15 protein-coding genes, 1 tRNA gene and 1 pseudogene are annotated in these 12,992 nt (G+C 65.7%); 16 read left to right on the top strand and 1 reads right to left on the bottom strand.

Going from position 1 to position 12,992, the window contains the following annotated elements:
- The first annotated feature begins 377 nt into the window (after positions 1 to 377).
- On the top strand, positions 378 to 584 hold the full coding sequence (locus tag VAPA_RS07940) for a hypothetical protein (protein ID WP_021006247.1): 207 nt from the start codon (positions 378 to 380) through the stop codon (positions 582 to 584).
- Positions 585 to 626: 42 nt separating this feature from the next.
- A complete protein-coding gene (locus VAPA_RS07945; RefSeq protein ID WP_021006248.1) occupies positions 627 to 1,052 on the top strand; it encodes a hypothetical protein in 426 nt (141 codons plus the stop codon).
- A gap of 55 nt (positions 1,053 to 1,107) precedes the next feature.
- Here VAPA_RS07945 and VAPA_RS07950 read toward each other — a convergent pair.
- Positions 1,108 to 1,183 (bottom strand) — tRNA-Lys (locus tag VAPA_RS07950).
- A 138-nt stretch (positions 1,184 to 1,321) separates the two neighbouring features.
- Between VAPA_RS07950 and VAPA_RS07955 the strand changes: the two genes are divergently transcribed.
- The 14 genes and pseudogenes from VAPA_RS07955 (at position 1,322) to VAPA_RS08015 (ending at position 12,991) form a co-directional block, all read left to right on the top strand.
- Entirely contained in the window at positions 1,322 to 2,029 is a 708-nt protein-coding gene (locus VAPA_RS07955) for an SDR family NAD(P)-dependent oxidoreductase (RefSeq protein ID WP_021006249.1), read from the top strand.
- A gap of 435 nt (positions 2,030 to 2,464) precedes the next feature.
- A pseudogene (ltrA, locus tag VAPA_RS07960) lies at positions 2,465 to 3,837 on the top strand (group II intron reverse transcriptase/maturase).
- 285 nt (positions 3,838 to 4,122) lie between these two features.
- Entirely contained in the window at positions 4,123 to 4,269 is a 147-nt protein-coding gene (locus tag VAPA_RS34830; RefSeq protein WP_021006252.1) for a hypothetical protein, read from the top strand.
- Positions 4,270 to 4,279: 10 nt separating this feature from the next.
- Positions 4,280 to 4,864: an A24 family peptidase gene (locus VAPA_RS07965; RefSeq protein ID WP_021006253.1), complete on the top strand. Its 585-nt coding sequence runs from the start codon at positions 4,280 to 4,282 to the stop codon at positions 4,862 to 4,864.
- A gap of 39 nt (positions 4,865 to 4,903) precedes the next feature.
- On the top strand, positions 4,904 to 5,746 hold the full coding sequence (cpaB, locus tag VAPA_RS07970) for a Flp pilus assembly protein CpaB (RefSeq protein WP_021006254.1): 843 nt from the start codon (positions 4,904 to 4,906) through the stop codon (positions 5,744 to 5,746).
- Positions 5,747 to 5,769: 23 nt separating this feature from the next.
- Positions 5,770 to 7,260: a type II and III secretion system protein family protein gene (locus VAPA_RS07975; protein WP_021006255.1), complete on the top strand. Its 1,491-nt coding sequence runs from the start codon at positions 5,770 to 5,772 to the stop codon at positions 7,258 to 7,260.
- 11 nt (positions 7,261 to 7,271) lie between these two features.
- The gene (locus VAPA_RS07980) at positions 7,272 to 7,547 is read left to right on the top strand and encodes a hypothetical protein (protein ID WP_021006256.1); all 276 of its coding nucleotides are present in this window, start codon (positions 7,272 to 7,274) and stop codon (positions 7,545 to 7,547) included.
- 164 nt (positions 7,548 to 7,711) lie between these two features.
- The gene (locus VAPA_RS07985; protein WP_021006257.1) at positions 7,712 to 7,918 is read left to right on the top strand and encodes a Flp family type IVb pilin; all 207 of its coding nucleotides are present in this window, start codon (positions 7,712 to 7,714) and stop codon (positions 7,916 to 7,918) included.
- A 90-nt stretch (positions 7,919 to 8,008) separates the two neighbouring features.
- The gene (locus tag VAPA_RS07990; protein ID WP_021006258.1) at positions 8,009 to 8,185 is read left to right on the top strand and encodes a Flp family type IVb pilin; all 177 of its coding nucleotides are present in this window, start codon (positions 8,009 to 8,011) and stop codon (positions 8,183 to 8,185) included.
- A 43-nt stretch (positions 8,186 to 8,228) separates the two neighbouring features.
- A complete protein-coding gene (locus tag VAPA_RS07995) occupies positions 8,229 to 9,497 on the top strand; it encodes a pilus assembly protein TadG-related protein (protein WP_021006259.1) in 1,269 nt (422 codons plus the stop codon).
- A 5-nt stretch (positions 9,498 to 9,502) separates the two neighbouring features.
- Positions 9,503 to 9,967: a TadE/TadG family type IV pilus assembly protein gene (locus VAPA_RS08000; RefSeq protein WP_021006260.1), complete on the top strand. Its 465-nt coding sequence runs from the start codon at positions 9,503 to 9,505 to the stop codon at positions 9,965 to 9,967.
- Positions 9,964 to 10,392 (top strand): TadE/TadG family type IV pilus assembly protein, encoded by a 429-nt coding sequence (locus VAPA_RS08005; protein WP_021006261.1) that lies wholly within the window; start codon positions 9,964 to 9,966, stop codon positions 10,390 to 10,392. Before VAPA_RS08000 ends, VAPA_RS08005 begins: the two co-directional genes overlap by 4 nt.
- A 19-nt stretch (positions 10,393 to 10,411) precedes the next feature.
- A complete protein-coding gene (locus tag VAPA_RS08010) occupies positions 10,412 to 11,563 on the top strand; it encodes an AAA family ATPase (RefSeq protein ID WP_021006262.1) in 1,152 nt (383 codons plus the stop codon).
- 54 nt (positions 11,564 to 11,617) lie between these two features.
- Positions 11,618 to 12,991 carry a CpaF family protein gene (locus VAPA_RS08015; RefSeq protein WP_021006263.1) on the top strand — a complete coding sequence of 458 codons (1,374 nt, stop codon included), beginning with the start codon at positions 11,618 to 11,620 and terminating at the stop codon, positions 12,989 to 12,991.
- Position 12,992 lies beyond the last annotated feature (1 nt).

The following is a 12,992-nucleotide window of genomic DNA, read 5'->3' on the forward strand; positions in this document are numbered from 1 at the left end:
ACCATCGTGACCACCGCCGCACTGAACCTCACCAGCATTCGACCCGCTTCGGGCCGATCGCTCGTGCACGTTGCAGCGTTCAAAGGTCAGATGCCCCCGGGCGGAGGTTGCGCTTAGAGCGCACTTCCCAAGCTCTCTTCATCAGAGGCCCGGACACCGCAAGGATCCGGGCCTTTTTTGTTTTTTGGTTTGCCATTTCGGGTGTGCCTTCGCCACACCGCCAGTTTCCAGCCGCGTGGACGGCCTGGCGGGATGTGCAGGAAAGTGGACCGTTCCTGTGCGGCGACGTCGTACGGGGCAGCACCCCAGGGTGCTGTCCGTCGCGCGAGGACACAACCGAAATGGAAAGCCCAACGCCATCAACCCAAGGAGCCACCATGCGCAAGCGCAACAACACCCCCATCCGGATGATCGCGGTTCGCCCGGCGCCGGCGCGCCGGCGCGTGGCGTGGGCGCTTGCACGGCGCCTGGGCATCGGCGCTGCGGCCGGGCAGGGCGCGCCGGAGCCTTCGCTTGCGCCAACGGACCGCAGCCTTGAATATCCCGACCTCGACCAGCGCGTGCGCGAGGTCGGCGAGTGGTAGTGCCGCAAGGCATCGATACGGACATGAAGGAGTGAGTGCCGCATGGACAACAAGGAAGCCATCATCGAAAGCCTTGCGCGGGCGCTGGAAAGCTGGGTGCGCCATGCGGGCGCCGCCCAGCTCTGGCAGGTGCAGCAGCAGGGCGGCCTGGGGGCGTCCATCGCGGTGGAAGAAGACATCGTGCACGTCCGCATCGAACTCGGCGGCCCCCGCAACCCGCTGTCGGAACTGGGCCGCACCGATGGGCGCCTGCCCGTGACGGAGGCCTTTCTCGGCAGCGGCGCCGCAGCATGGGGCGCGCCGCCCCCGCACGGGGACCCGGCGCGCGAGGCCTGGTTTTTGTCGAACGAACTGGCCCAGGAACATGCGCGCCAGTACCTGCTGGCGGAGGCGCGGGAAAAGCGGGAGGTGCTGTCGCGGTTTGTCGAGGGCTGGCTGGCCGGTGAGCCGCAGCCGGACAGCCAATAAAAAAAGCCTGCTACCGGTGAGGTAGCAGGCTTTTCAGCGTTTCCGCGATGTTGGTTGGTGGGCCCTGAGTGACTCGAACACTCGACCTACGGATTAAGAGTCCGCTGCTCTACCAACTGAGCTAAGAGCCCTTGCACAAAACGTTTTGCGTTTTTTGGCAAGACCGCAAGTATAGCGTAAAAATTCCGGGGCTCAACGATTTTGTGCGCGGCGGCGTTAGGATTCGTCATCATCGACGGGGCCGCGGTCCCTCCAGCAGGAGATCTTCCATGACAGATACCACCACCATGTCCCATGTTGTGATTACCGGGGCCGCGGGCGCGCTGGGCCGTGCGGTGGTCCAGCATTTCCTCGGGCAGGGCGCGCGCCTGGCGCTGGTCGACCACCGTGCGGACCGCCTGGCCGAGGTCTTCCCGGGCCTGGACAATTCGCAGCACCTGCTGCTCGCGGGCGATGTGACCTCGGCGGCCGACATGTCGGAACTCGCGGGCCAGGCGCTCAAGGCCTTCGGCCGCATCGATGCGCTGGTCCACATTGCCGGCGGCTTCGAGATGGGCGAGGCCACGCACGCGCTCACGCGGGCAAGCTGGGACCGGATGATGAACCTCAACGCCTGGTCCTTCGTGGCGGTGACGCAGGCGGTGCTGCCCTCGATGATCGAGCACGGCGCCGGCCGCATCGTGGCGATCACGGCCAAGGTGGCGGCGCGCGGCCTGCCGGCCATGGCGGCGTACATCGCATCGAAGAGCGCGCTGCAGCGCCTGGTCGAGGCCATGGCCGCCGAGGCCGCCCCGCATGGCGTGGCCATCAACAGCGTGGCGCCCAGCGTGCTCGACACGCCGGCCAATCGGCAGGCCATGCCGGACGCCAATCCCGACGAGTGGGTGTCGACTGCCGTCGCGGCGCAGACCATCGGCTTTCTTGCGTCGCCCGCGGCCGCGGCGCTGCATGGCCAGCACCTGACGCTCGACACCTGAGCTGAAGCAAGAGGAACAGCAAGGGCCCTGGCGGCAACGCCAGGGCCCTTTTTTCGTGTGCGCCCAGCATGGGCGCGATCCTGGAGGTGCAAGTCCTCCCGCGAGCTGGCCACAGCGAGCGAAGCGAACCGCAACTGCGCGAGGGCGACCGAGCGTGGGGAGGAAGCGTGAAGCGTAAACCGCGAGTCGAGGTACACAAACCGCATCTGAGGCGCTGCCGAGCAGGGCGAGCGGGCATGAGACTGCGAAGCTCTTGTGGTCAAGGCGAGGTGGCGTAAATGGGGCGATTGTGCGGTGAAGGATCGCGTTCTTGCCTGGGGAGATCTCGCCTCGTGCCTGAAAGGGCGACGGGCTTGCCCGGAGCGAGACGTCAGCAGCGGCCGTAGTAGTCGGGTCTCCCGGCGAAGGGCCAAACGAGAAGGACAGTGACGAGACATGCCGCTTGGAAGTGCAAGGCATCAGAAGTGCGCGCAAGCGCAGCGACCGACGCAAGGGCGCGGTGAAGCCTCGCCGGAGCGTGGGCGCGATGAAGCACGGCCGGCGCGGCATGACCACACGCACTGGGGGCCAGAGGACCTGATGGGGCAGGCACTGGCACAGCACAACATGGCGGCGGCGTGGAAACGCGTCAAGGCCAACAAGGGGAGCGCTGGCGTCGATGGACGCACGGTGCAGCAAACGGGGGAAGACCTGAAGACCCAATGGCCCGACATCCGGCGCGGCTTGCTCGACGGTACCTACCGGCCCAGTCCGGTACGCCGCGTGGGCATACCCAAGCCGGGTGGAGGGACGCGGGAATTGGGGATTCCCACCGTGGTGGACAGGCTGATCCAGCAGGCCCTGTTGCAGGTGCTGCAACCGCTCATCGATCCGACCTTCAGCGAGCACAGCTACGGCTTGCGGCCGGGGCGCAGCGCGCATCAGGCGGTCCAAGCGGCCAGACAGTACGTGGAGCAAGGGCGGTGTGTGGTGGTGGACGTGGACCTGGGGAAATTCTTCGACCGCGTGAACCACGACATCCTGATGGATCGGCTGGGCAAGCGAATCGCCGACAAGGCGGTGCTGCGGCTGATCCGTCACTACCTGAACGCCGGCATCATGGCGAACGGGGTCATGCAGATGCGCGTGGAGGGGGCACGCCGCAAGGTGGGCCGCTGTCGCCGCTGCTGGCCAACGTGCTGCTCGACGAGGTGGACCGCGCGCTCGAACGCAGGGGGCACAAGTTCGTGCGCTATGCGGACGACTGCAATGTCTACGTCAAGAGCAAGCGTGCCGGGCAACGGGTGTTGGACGGGCTGCGGGCGTGCTATGCCAAGCTGTGGTTGAAGGTCAACGAGACCAAGACCGCTGTGGCGACGGCATGGGGGCGCAAGTTCCTGGGCTACTGCCTGTGGGCTGCGCCGCAAAAGCAGGTGAAACTGGCCGTGGCCGGGGAGGCGGTGCAACGCTACAAGCAGCGCATTCGCCAGATAACCCGGCGCCAGACGGGGCGCAGCATGAACCAGATCGCACAGGACCTGCAAGCGTTCCTGCCGGGGTGGAAGGCGTACTTCCAACTGGCACAGACGCCCTCGGTCTGGCGGCGACTGGACGAATGGTTGCGGCACCGCTTGCGAGCCATCCAGTTGAAGTTCTGGTGTCGGGGCCCGACCATGTACCGCGAACTGCGCGCCCTGGGTGCCAGTCGCGACGTGGCCGCCCGGATTGCGGCCAATGCTCGGCGCTGGTGGCACAACAGCGCGATGGCGCTGAACCGCGTGCTCACCATCGCGTACTTCGATGCGCTCGGAGTTCCCCGCCTATGCTGACCTCAACTTCTCGAACCGCCCGGTGCGGACCCGCATGCCGGGTGGTGTGGGAGGGGTCCGGTCTTCGTTGACCGGCCCCTATCCCGATTCCGCCGCGCGCCGCCCCGGGCAGGCGCTTTGTCATGGTTGCGGGCCCAGGGGACGGGGCGCTTGTCTCCCTGGAAAAGGGGCGCACTGCTCATGTGCGCATGCCGCGCGATTTCTACAGTGACCCCATGGCAAGACGCTTTGACCCGGTAAGGGGAAAGAAGCGGTGCCAGTCGACCACAACACTGGGGAACACGCATGGAACCGCTCAACCTGCTGCCAAGAAGCTTCATGAACCTGCTGCGCGAGGACGCGGGCATGTCGTTCATGGAGGTCGCACTCATCGGCTCGCTCGTGGTGGTTGTGTGCCTGCTCCTGCTGCTTGCCGTGCGGCGCAGCGCCTGAGGTTCGCACCATGCAGGAATTCAACGCTGTCCTCGACCTGCTGGCGATGCTGGCCTCGGACTTCCGCATGAGCGGGCTCTTCGTGCTGCTGGTGATGGCCGCGGTCAGCGACGCGCGCTTCTACCGCATTCCCAACTGGCTGACCTTCGGCGGCATGGTGTTCGCGATCATCTACGGCACCTTTGCGGCGCGCACGCCGATGACGGGTGCGCTGAACGCCCTGGGTGGCCTGGGCACGGGCCTGGCGATCATGCTGCCGTTCTATGTGCTGGGGATCATGGGCGCGGGCGACGTCAAGCTGATGGCGATGGTCGGCGCATTTCTCGGCCCCTATCAAACGCTGCAGGCCATCCTGTTCACCTGCATCGTCGGCGGCTTGGCGGCAGTGGTGGTAGCCATGCACCGGCGCCGCCTGGGCCACATGCTGTGCAACGTGAAGGATGCCGCGCAGGGCATCGCCATCTCGGGCATTGCGGGAGTGCGGCCGAGCGGAACGATCGACACGCGGCAATCCATCGGAAAGCTGCCTTACGGCATCTGCATTTGCGTGGGGACGATTGCACAGGTCCTGGCGCATCAGTTGGGCTTTGTCTAGCCCGTCCCATTCTTCATTTCATCCACGGCGGAGATTCGCATGAAAAACATCAAGGCGCTCGGGCTGCTTCTGCTGGCCCTCCTGACCGGTCTGGCGGCCGCGATCTACGCGGCGGGCTGGGTTTCCCGACAGGGCGGGATCGCATCCAACAAGGTGGTGGTGGCCGCCGTCGACATCGAGCTGGGCAGCCGGGTCAATCCCCAGATGCTGTCGCTGGTCGACTGGCCGAGCGGCTCGCTGCCGGCGGGGTCGTTCAAGGACGCGAAGTCGCTCGAGGACCGCGTGGTCAAGGTCGGCGTGCTGCGCGGCGAGGCCATCCTGGAAGGCAAGCTCGCGCCGGTCGGCACCCAGGGCGGCCTTTCCGCCGTCATTGCCAGCGGCAAGCGCGCCATGACGGTGCGGGTCAACGACGTGGTGGGCGTGGCGGGCTTTGCGCTGCCGGGCAACTACGTCGACGTGATGGTCAACGCGCAGCAGGACAAGAACCGCGGCGAAGAGAACCGCCAGATCAGCAAGACCGTGCTTGAAAAGGTGCTGGTGTTGGCAGTGGCGCAAGAAGCCAACCGCGACGACACCAAGCCGAAGGTGGTCAGCGCGGTGACGCTGGAGCTGTCGCTCGAAGACTCCGAAAAGCTCGACCTGGCGCGCAGCGTGGGAACCCTCTCGCTGGTGCTGCGCAATCAGATGGACAAGACCACAGTTGCCACCGCAGGTATCACCAAGGGCCAGTTGTTCGGCGAGAAGGAAATCCTGCCGATCTCCACCACCGTGGCAGCGCGGCCGGCCCCCGCGCGAGTGCCGCGTACCGCCCCCGTGGTGCTGCGGCAATCCGAATGCGTGGAAGTGATCCAGCACGCAGCCCGCTCGCTCACCTGCTTCTGATCACCCGCCTGGAGGAACCACAAGTGCAACATCTCTCTTCTTCTTCACCCGCCTGGCTGCTGGCGGCGCTCACGACCCTGGCGGCGCCAGGCTTTGCGGCGGAGCTTGCAGCCCCGGCTCCGGCACCCGTCGCGGCGCCATCGGCGCCCGCGCCGGCCGCCGCACCCGCGATGCGCCGCTGCAGGGCCATCATTCCGGACGACCAGCCGACCTATGCGGTGCTCGGCAAGTCGGTGGTCATTCCGCTGCAGACACGTGTCGCGCGCATCCTGGTCAGCGGGCAGCCGCCGAGCAACGCCCCGGCGGCCACGGCGCAGCCGCCAGCGGCGGCAAAGGGCGCAGGCGACGGCGTGGCCGATGTCGACGTGATGCTGCTGAGTCCGAACGATCTCTTCTTCCGCGGACGGCAGGCCGGCTCGATGAACGTGGTGCTGCAAAGCGCCGACGGCACCTGCTATATCAAGGACGTCATCGTGACGATCGACCCGGGCGCGCTGCAGTCCAAGCTGGCCGAGCTGATGCCCGAAGAGAACCGCATCCGCGTGCGCAGCGCCGAGAAATCCATCGTGCTCACCGGCGAGGTCAGCGACACGCTCAAGCTCGACGACGTGCTGACCCTGGCCGCGGCCTACGGCGCGGACGGCAAGAAGGTGGTGAACCTGCTGCGCGTCACGGCGCCGCAGCAAGTGATGCTGGAGGTGAAGATTGCCGAAGTCAGCAAGACGCTGCTGGACCGGCTGGGCGCGCGTGTCGGCCTGCTCCGTACAGCCAGCGGCGGGCTCAACACCTATTCGCTGATCTCCGACTTCCTGAGCGGCGGCTCGGGGCTTGTCGAGGCGCTGCGGATCGGCCGTGCGTCGATTGGGATCGACGGCCAGAAAGACGACGGCCTGGTGCGCATCCTGGCCGAGCCCAACATCATGTCGATCAGCGGCCAGCAGGCCAGCTTCCTGTCGGGCGGCAAGATCTTCATCCCTGTGGCGCAGAGCTCCAACGGCCGCAGCGGCTCGACCATCACGCTCGAGGAAAAGGAATTCGGCATCGGCGTGAAGTTCACCCCCACCGTATTGAACGGCGGCCGGGTCAACCTCAAGATGGTGTCGGAAGTGTCGGACCTGTCGCAGACCGGCTCGCCCTTCACCACCGTGGGCGGCGTGACGGCGGTGCTGCCGTCGCTGACGGTGCGCCGCGCCGACACCACCGTGCAGCTCAACGACGGCCAGAGCTTCGTCATTGCGGGGCTCATCAAGAGCAACGTCACCGAAACCATCAAGCGCTACCCCGGACTGGGCGAGGTTCCGGTGATGGGCGCGCTGTTCCGCAGCTCCGAGTTCCAGAACGACCAGACCGAGCTGATGTTCGTGATCACGCCGCGCCTGGTCCGGCCGCTGGCCGAGACGCCCCGTGTTCCGACCGACAACCACGTCGTTCCAAGCCGCGCCGAGGTCTACCTGAACGGCAGCCTCGAAAGTAGCACCCCGGCCCCGGTCGCACCGGCAAGCAATCCCCTGTAAGGAGCACCACCATGTTCAAGTCGACCATTCTCGCGCTGACGCTGCTTGTGGGCGCCGGATGCTCCCACGTCACACCCAACTACGACGCGCGCTTTGGCGATGCGGTGCGCGACGCCAAGAAGAAGATGACCATCAATCCCGATGCCGGCAAGGATGGCAACCCGGTTGTCGGCATGGACGGCCGCGCGGCGCGCGAGTCGATGCTGCAGTACCAGGAGTCCTACAAGAAGCCACCGCCTGCGGTGAACGTCATCAACATCGGCGGCGCGATCGGCGGCGAAAAGTAGCGCACTCGTCTTTCGACCGATTGCACCTCTTTTCATCGCGCGCTTCTTTTATCAACCAGCTTTGTACGAAAGGAGAGTCACGACCAAAGTCATCACTCTTATGCAACGCAATTCACTCATTCACGAAATCTGTTTTCTCATTTGAACCTTGAAAGGAAAGACTCATGTCCAACATTCTCCAATCCATTGGCCAATTTACCCGCGGCTTCCTGCGTGACGAAGACGGCGCTCAGGTCGTCGAGTACGCGCTGATCATCGCTGTCGTCTCGATCGCGCTGGTCGTTGCACTGCAAGCCCTCACTACCGGTGGCGGTTTCACGCAATTTATTGGCCGCGTCACGACCTGCCTGACCACGGCTACGTGCGTGTAAGCGATGGGTGGCGGGCCGGGCGATGCCCAGCCCGCTTCCCGTCGCCAGCGTTCCATCGGTTTTCTCAAGCAAAGAAACGGAGTAGCCACCATGTTCAAGTCATTCCTGCAGGACGAGAGCGGCGCTCAGGTTGTGGAGTACGCGCTGATCATTGCCGTCATCTCCATCGCGCTGGTGCTCGCGCTGCAACCGCTGTCCCTCGCCGCAAGCTTCGGTTCCTTCATTGGCCGCGTTGCCACCTGCCTTGGCGCCGGGAACTGCGTCTGAGTCGGTCCAGTTCGAATTGCCACCCTCGTACCGGAAGCCGATCATGAAAATCCATCGCCTTCAACAACGTCAGCGTGGCGCGATGATCGTCACGGCCGCGCTGTTCCTGCTGTTCCTGATGGGATTCATGGGCATTGCGCTCGACTTCGGGCACCTGTTCGTCGTGAGGGCCGAGTTGCAGACGGCCGTGGACAGCTGTGCACTGGCCGCAGCGCGCGAGCTCGACGGTCAGGGCTCAGCGGTCGCGCGGGCCCAGAGCGCTGGCCAGACGGCCGGCAACGCGAACCGGGTCAACATGCAGTCGGCCACCTGGAGCGGAGAGGGCCAGATCGTTCTCGCCGAAATCACCTTTCGAGATGCCGCCTATGCGCCCACGACCAATCCTCTCGTGGCCGCCTATGCGCAATGCGTGCATACCCAGCCCAACATCGAAGTCTGGCTCATGAAAGCCATGGGGGCCTTCTCTGGCGATACCGCTGGCAATCCCGCAACCCGCAGCGTTGCAGCCAGCGCGGTGGCCACCCGTGCCAGTGCGCAGACCACCTGCCCCATTCCGGTCGGAGTGAAACCCAAGCCGGGTGGCGTGGCGCCCAACTACGGCTTCGTCGTCGGCGAATGGGTGAAGCTGATCCAGGCACAGAGCGGGGCCGCCGGCGGCGAGATCGGCTGGGCCAATCTCGATGGAAGCAACAGCGCCTCGGAGACCGAGTCGGAGATGAACAATCACTGCGGAACGAAGGTGGGCGACACGCTCGGCACGCCAGGTGTGCAGACCTCGATCGTCGATGTCTGGAACCAGCGCTTCGGCATCTACAAGAACAGCGGCGATCCGAGCACCCAGCGGCCCGACTACACCGGCTATGCCTACACCGCCCTCAACTGGCCCGCGCAGTTCAATGCCTACGACGGGCCGGCGCCCGGATCGCCTGCGAGCGCCCAGAACTTCCTGGCCAAGCGGGCGGTCTTTGCTTCCTGCGCCGACACCGGCACCAACGTGAAGGGCGCGAACGGCTGCGAAGCGATCACGGGGCTGTCGCTCAACGGCTTTCAGAAGCTGGCCGCGCCGGGCAACGTCGCGGGCGGCCACAAGCAATACGGGTTCGATCGGCGCATCGTCACGGCGCCGATTCTCGACGGCGCCGGGCGTGTGATGGACTACGCCTGCTTGCTGATGCTTCAGCCCCTGAGCATTCCAATGACCGACACGTGGCTGGAGTTCCGCGGCAATGCGGGCGCCGTGGGCAGCCCCTGCACGACGAGCGGACTCCCCGGCGGTGCGGCGGGGCCGCTGGTCCCGGTCCTGGTGAGGTGATGCACATGAAAAAGACATCCAATCACAGGCGGCAGCGCGGCGCGGCGCTGGTCGAGCTGGCGCTCATCACGCCGCTCCTGCTGCTGCTCACCTTCATCACGACCGAGTTCGGCCGAGCGATGTACGAATACAACCTGGTCGTCAAGTCGACGCGCGACGCGGTCCGCTACTTGTCGGTCCAGACGCCAAATTCGCACATCGCCGAGGCGCGCAACCTGATGGTGTTCGGCAACATCGACGGTACGGGCGTGCCGCTGGCGCGCGGCCTGAGCCTCGCGAACGTGCCCGCGGGCAGTTGCTGCACCTGGCAGACGACGGGGGCGAATCCGCTCATCACGACCGTGACGGTACGCATCAGCAGCTACACCTTCCACTCGCTCTTTCCTTCGGTGATGGGCATCGCCTTCGCCGATGCAAACGGCGATCTCGTCTTCAGCGACATCACCGCCACCATGAGGGCGCCATCATGAGACACCGCACATCCGGGGCGACCACTGTCGAGTTTGCGCTGGGCCTGCTCGTTTTCCTCATGCTGGTCCTGGGCATCGTGGACTTTGCGCGCATGCTGTTCACCTGGAATGCGGCCAGCGAGGCCACGCGCGCCGGCGCGCGCTACGCGGTGGTGTGCGACGACACCGGCCAGCAGGCGCTGGTGCTTGCCCGCATGCAGGCCTTGCTGCCGCAGATCACCGCGGTGAGCGTGGCCTGGACGCCGGCGGGCTGCACGGCCGCCACCTGCCAAGGCGTCACGGTGGGCATCACCGGGCTCAACTACCAATGGATTTCGCCCATCGTCGGGGCGACGGCGCCGCTGATCCCGATGCCGACTTTTTCCGCCTTCCTGCCGCGAGAAGTCATGCGGCAGGACCCCCACAGCCCGACCATCTGCTCGTAGAGACGAAACGGAACCCGCCATGAAGATCTCCATCATCTCCCCCAATCTCGGCCATCTGCAGGACATGCGCAAGGTGCTGGAGGCCCGCTCCCACGTGGTCTCGCCGTTCGAAGGAGGCAAGAGCCGCATGCAATGGGTGGTCGAGCGATCGGCGCCCGAGCTGCTGCTGGTGGACGGCATGTGCTGCGATCCCCAGGAACTGGCGATGGTGGAGCAGCTCACGATGCGCCATCCCGCCATCGCGGTGGTGCTGCTGTGCGCCATGCAGACGCCCGAGTTCCTGATTCTTGCCATGCGTTCGGGCGTACGCGAAGTGCTGCCTTCGCCGCCCGAGCCCGCGGCGCTCGAGGCGGCCGTGGAGCGCATCGCGCTCAAGATGGCGGGGGCGCAGACGCGCGAGCCGGGGCAGGTGGTCGCGTTCATGCCGTGCAAGGGCGGCAGCGGTGCCACCTTTCTGGCGACCAACATCGGGCATCAGCTCTCCACGCGGCGCTCGGTGCTGCTGATCGACCTGAACCTGCAGTTTGGCGATGCCCTTTCCTATGTGAGCGACCTGCGGCCCACCTCCACGGTGGCCGACGTGGCCCGCGACATCGGCCGGCTCGATGCCTCGCTGCTTGCCGCCAGCGCGGTGAAGGTGGCGCCGGGATTCAGCATTCTTGCCGCTCCAGAGGACCTCTCGCGGGCCCTGGAGGTCAAGGCCGAGCACATCGATGCGATCCTTCAAGTGGCCGCGGCCCAGTACGACTTCGTGCTGTTCGACCTGGGCCTGCGCATTGATCCGCTCACCATCCGCGTGCTGGACCGCGCGGATCGCATTTTTCCGGTGCTCCAGCCCAGCCTGCCGCACATCCGCAATGTGACGCGCCTCATGCAGGTGTTCAAGTCGCTGGGCTATCCGGCCGGCAAGGTCGAACTGCTGGTCAACCGCAGTGCCGTTGGCGGAGAGATCGGGTTGTCCGAGATGCGCCGCTCGCTGGGCGGGGCCACGCTGGTCAGCGTGCCCGACGGCGGCAAGGACGTGGACGCCTCGATCAACCGCGGCGTGCCCCTGGCGGAGATGTCGCGGGGCAGCGCGCTCTGCAAGCGGCTCGAGGAGATCTCCCAAACGCTCAGTCCACGCCCGAAGGAAGCACCGGGCTTCATCGGCCGGCTCTTTCGCCGCGCCTGATTCCCGCGTTGCACCCCTACGAATCTTCTTCTTCCAACAGCAAGGCAGGTCCACATGTCATTCAGAGAACAGCTCAATGCGATCGAAGCCGAGCCGGTTGCGCGCTCGCCGGCGCCGCCCTTGGCCGATGCAGCGCTTTCATCCTTTGCCTCGGACTCCTACAAGCTCCTGAAGGAGCGGATGCACCTGAAGCTGCTGGACCGCTTCGACCTGGCGGTGCTTGAAACCCTGAAGCCCGAGGTGCTGCGCCATGAGATCTCCACCATGGTCACGCGGCTGCTGCAGGAAGAGCCCGAGGCGCTGAACGACATCGAGCGGCGCACGCTGATCCGCGACATCCAGCACGAAATGCTCGGCTTCGGGCCGATCGAGCTGCTGATGGCCGACCCGACGGTGTCCGACATCCTGGTCAACTCGCATGACCAGATCTATGTCGAGCGCAAGGGCCGCCTGGAGCTGACGGACGTCAGTTTCACCGACGAGAAGCACCTGCTGCGCATCATCGACAAGATCGTCTCGCTGGTGGGGCGGCGCATCGACGAGTCCAGCCCCATGGTCGATGCCCGGTTGCCGGACGGATCGCGCGTCAATGCGGTGATCGCGCCGGTGGCGCTGGACGGCCCGATGATGTCGATTCGCCGCTTCGCGAAGATTCCGCTGAAGATGGAAAACCTGGTGAACGACCTCAAGACGCTGACGCCGCAGATGGGGCTGATGCTCGAAGGGCTGGCCAGCGCGAAGATCAACATGCTGATCTCCGGCGGCACCGGCGCCGGCAAGACGACGCTGCTGAACATTCTCTCCGGCTTCATTCCCGCCACCGAACGCATCATCACCATCGAGGACGCGGCCGAGCTCCAGCTCCAGCAGCCGCACGTGGCCCGCATGGAAACCCGGCCGATGAACATCGAAGGCAAGGGCGAGATCACGCAGCGCGCGCTGGTGCGAAACGCACTGCGCATGCGGCCCGACCGCATCGTGATTGGCGAGGTGCGCGGCGCCGAGGCGGTCGACATGCTGCAGGCGATGAACACCGGCCACGAAGGCTCGCTGACCACCATCCACGCGAACAGCCCGCGCGATGCGCTGGCGCGGCTGGAGAACATGATCAGCATGGCCAACCTGAACCTTCCGCATCATTCCGTGCGCCAGCAGATCGCATCGGCCATCACCGTCGTGATCCAGGTCCTGCGTCTGGTCGATGGACGGCGCAAGGTCACCAGCATCCAGGAAATTACCGGCATGGAAGGCGAGGTGGTCACGATGCAGGAGATCTTCGCGTTCCGCCAGACCGGCATGGGCCCCGATGGCCGGGTGCGCGGGTACTTCCATGCCACGGGCGTCCGGCCGAAATTCGTCGAGCGCCTGCACGCCTTCGGCGTGGTGCTGCCCGACACCATGTTCGATCCCGACAAGCACTACGAATAGG

This window comes from Variovorax paradoxus B4, assembly GCF_000463015.1.
GTDB classification, from domain to species: Bacteria; Pseudomonadota; Gammaproteobacteria; order Burkholderiales; family Burkholderiaceae_C; genus Variovorax; species Variovorax paradoxus_E.

Coding starts and splice junctions, on each gene's coding strand:
- cpaB (WP_021006254.1), top strand. CDS start 4,904: ATGAAAAACATCAAGGCGCTCGGGCTGCTTCTGCTGGCCCTCCTGACC.
- VAPA_RS08010 (WP_021006262.1), top strand. CDS start 10,412: ATGAAGATCTCCATCATCTCCCCCAATCTCGGCCATCTGCAGGACATG.
- VAPA_RS34830 (WP_021006252.1), top strand. CDS start 4,123: ATGGAACCGCTCAACCTGCTGCCAAGAAGCTTCATGAACCTGCTGCGC.
- VAPA_RS07945 (WP_021006248.1), top strand. CDS start 627: ATGGACAACAAGGAAGCCATCATCGAAAGCCTTGCGCGGGCGCTGGAA.
- VAPA_RS07940 (WP_021006247.1), top strand. CDS start 378: ATGCGCAAGCGCAACAACACCCCCATCCGGATGATCGCGGTTCGCCCG.
- VAPA_RS07980 (WP_021006256.1), top strand. CDS start 7,272: ATGTTCAAGTCGACCATTCTCGCGCTGACGCTGCTTGTGGGCGCCGGA.
- VAPA_RS08015 (WP_021006263.1), top strand. CDS start 11,618: ATGTCATTCAGAGAACAGCTCAATGCGATCGAAGCCGAGCCGGTTGCG.
- VAPA_RS08005 (WP_021006261.1), top strand. CDS start 9,964: ATGAGACACCGCACATCCGGGGCGACCACTGTCGAGTTTGCGCTGGGC.
- VAPA_RS07965 (WP_021006253.1), top strand. CDS start 4,280: ATGCAGGAATTCAACGCTGTCCTCGACCTGCTGGCGATGCTGGCCTCG.
- VAPA_RS07990 (WP_021006258.1), top strand. CDS start 8,009: ATGTTCAAGTCATTCCTGCAGGACGAGAGCGGCGCTCAGGTTGTGGAG.
- VAPA_RS08000 (WP_021006260.1), top strand. CDS start 9,503: ATGAAAAAGACATCCAATCACAGGCGGCAGCGCGGCGCGGCGCTGGTC.
- VAPA_RS07955 (WP_021006249.1), top strand. CDS start 1,322: ATGACAGATACCACCACCATGTCCCATGTTGTGATTACCGGGGCCGCG.
- VAPA_RS07995 (WP_021006259.1), top strand. CDS start 8,229: ATGAAAATCCATCGCCTTCAACAACGTCAGCGTGGCGCGATGATCGTC.
- VAPA_RS07985 (WP_021006257.1), top strand. CDS start 7,712: ATGTCCAACATTCTCCAATCCATTGGCCAATTTACCCGCGGCTTCCTG.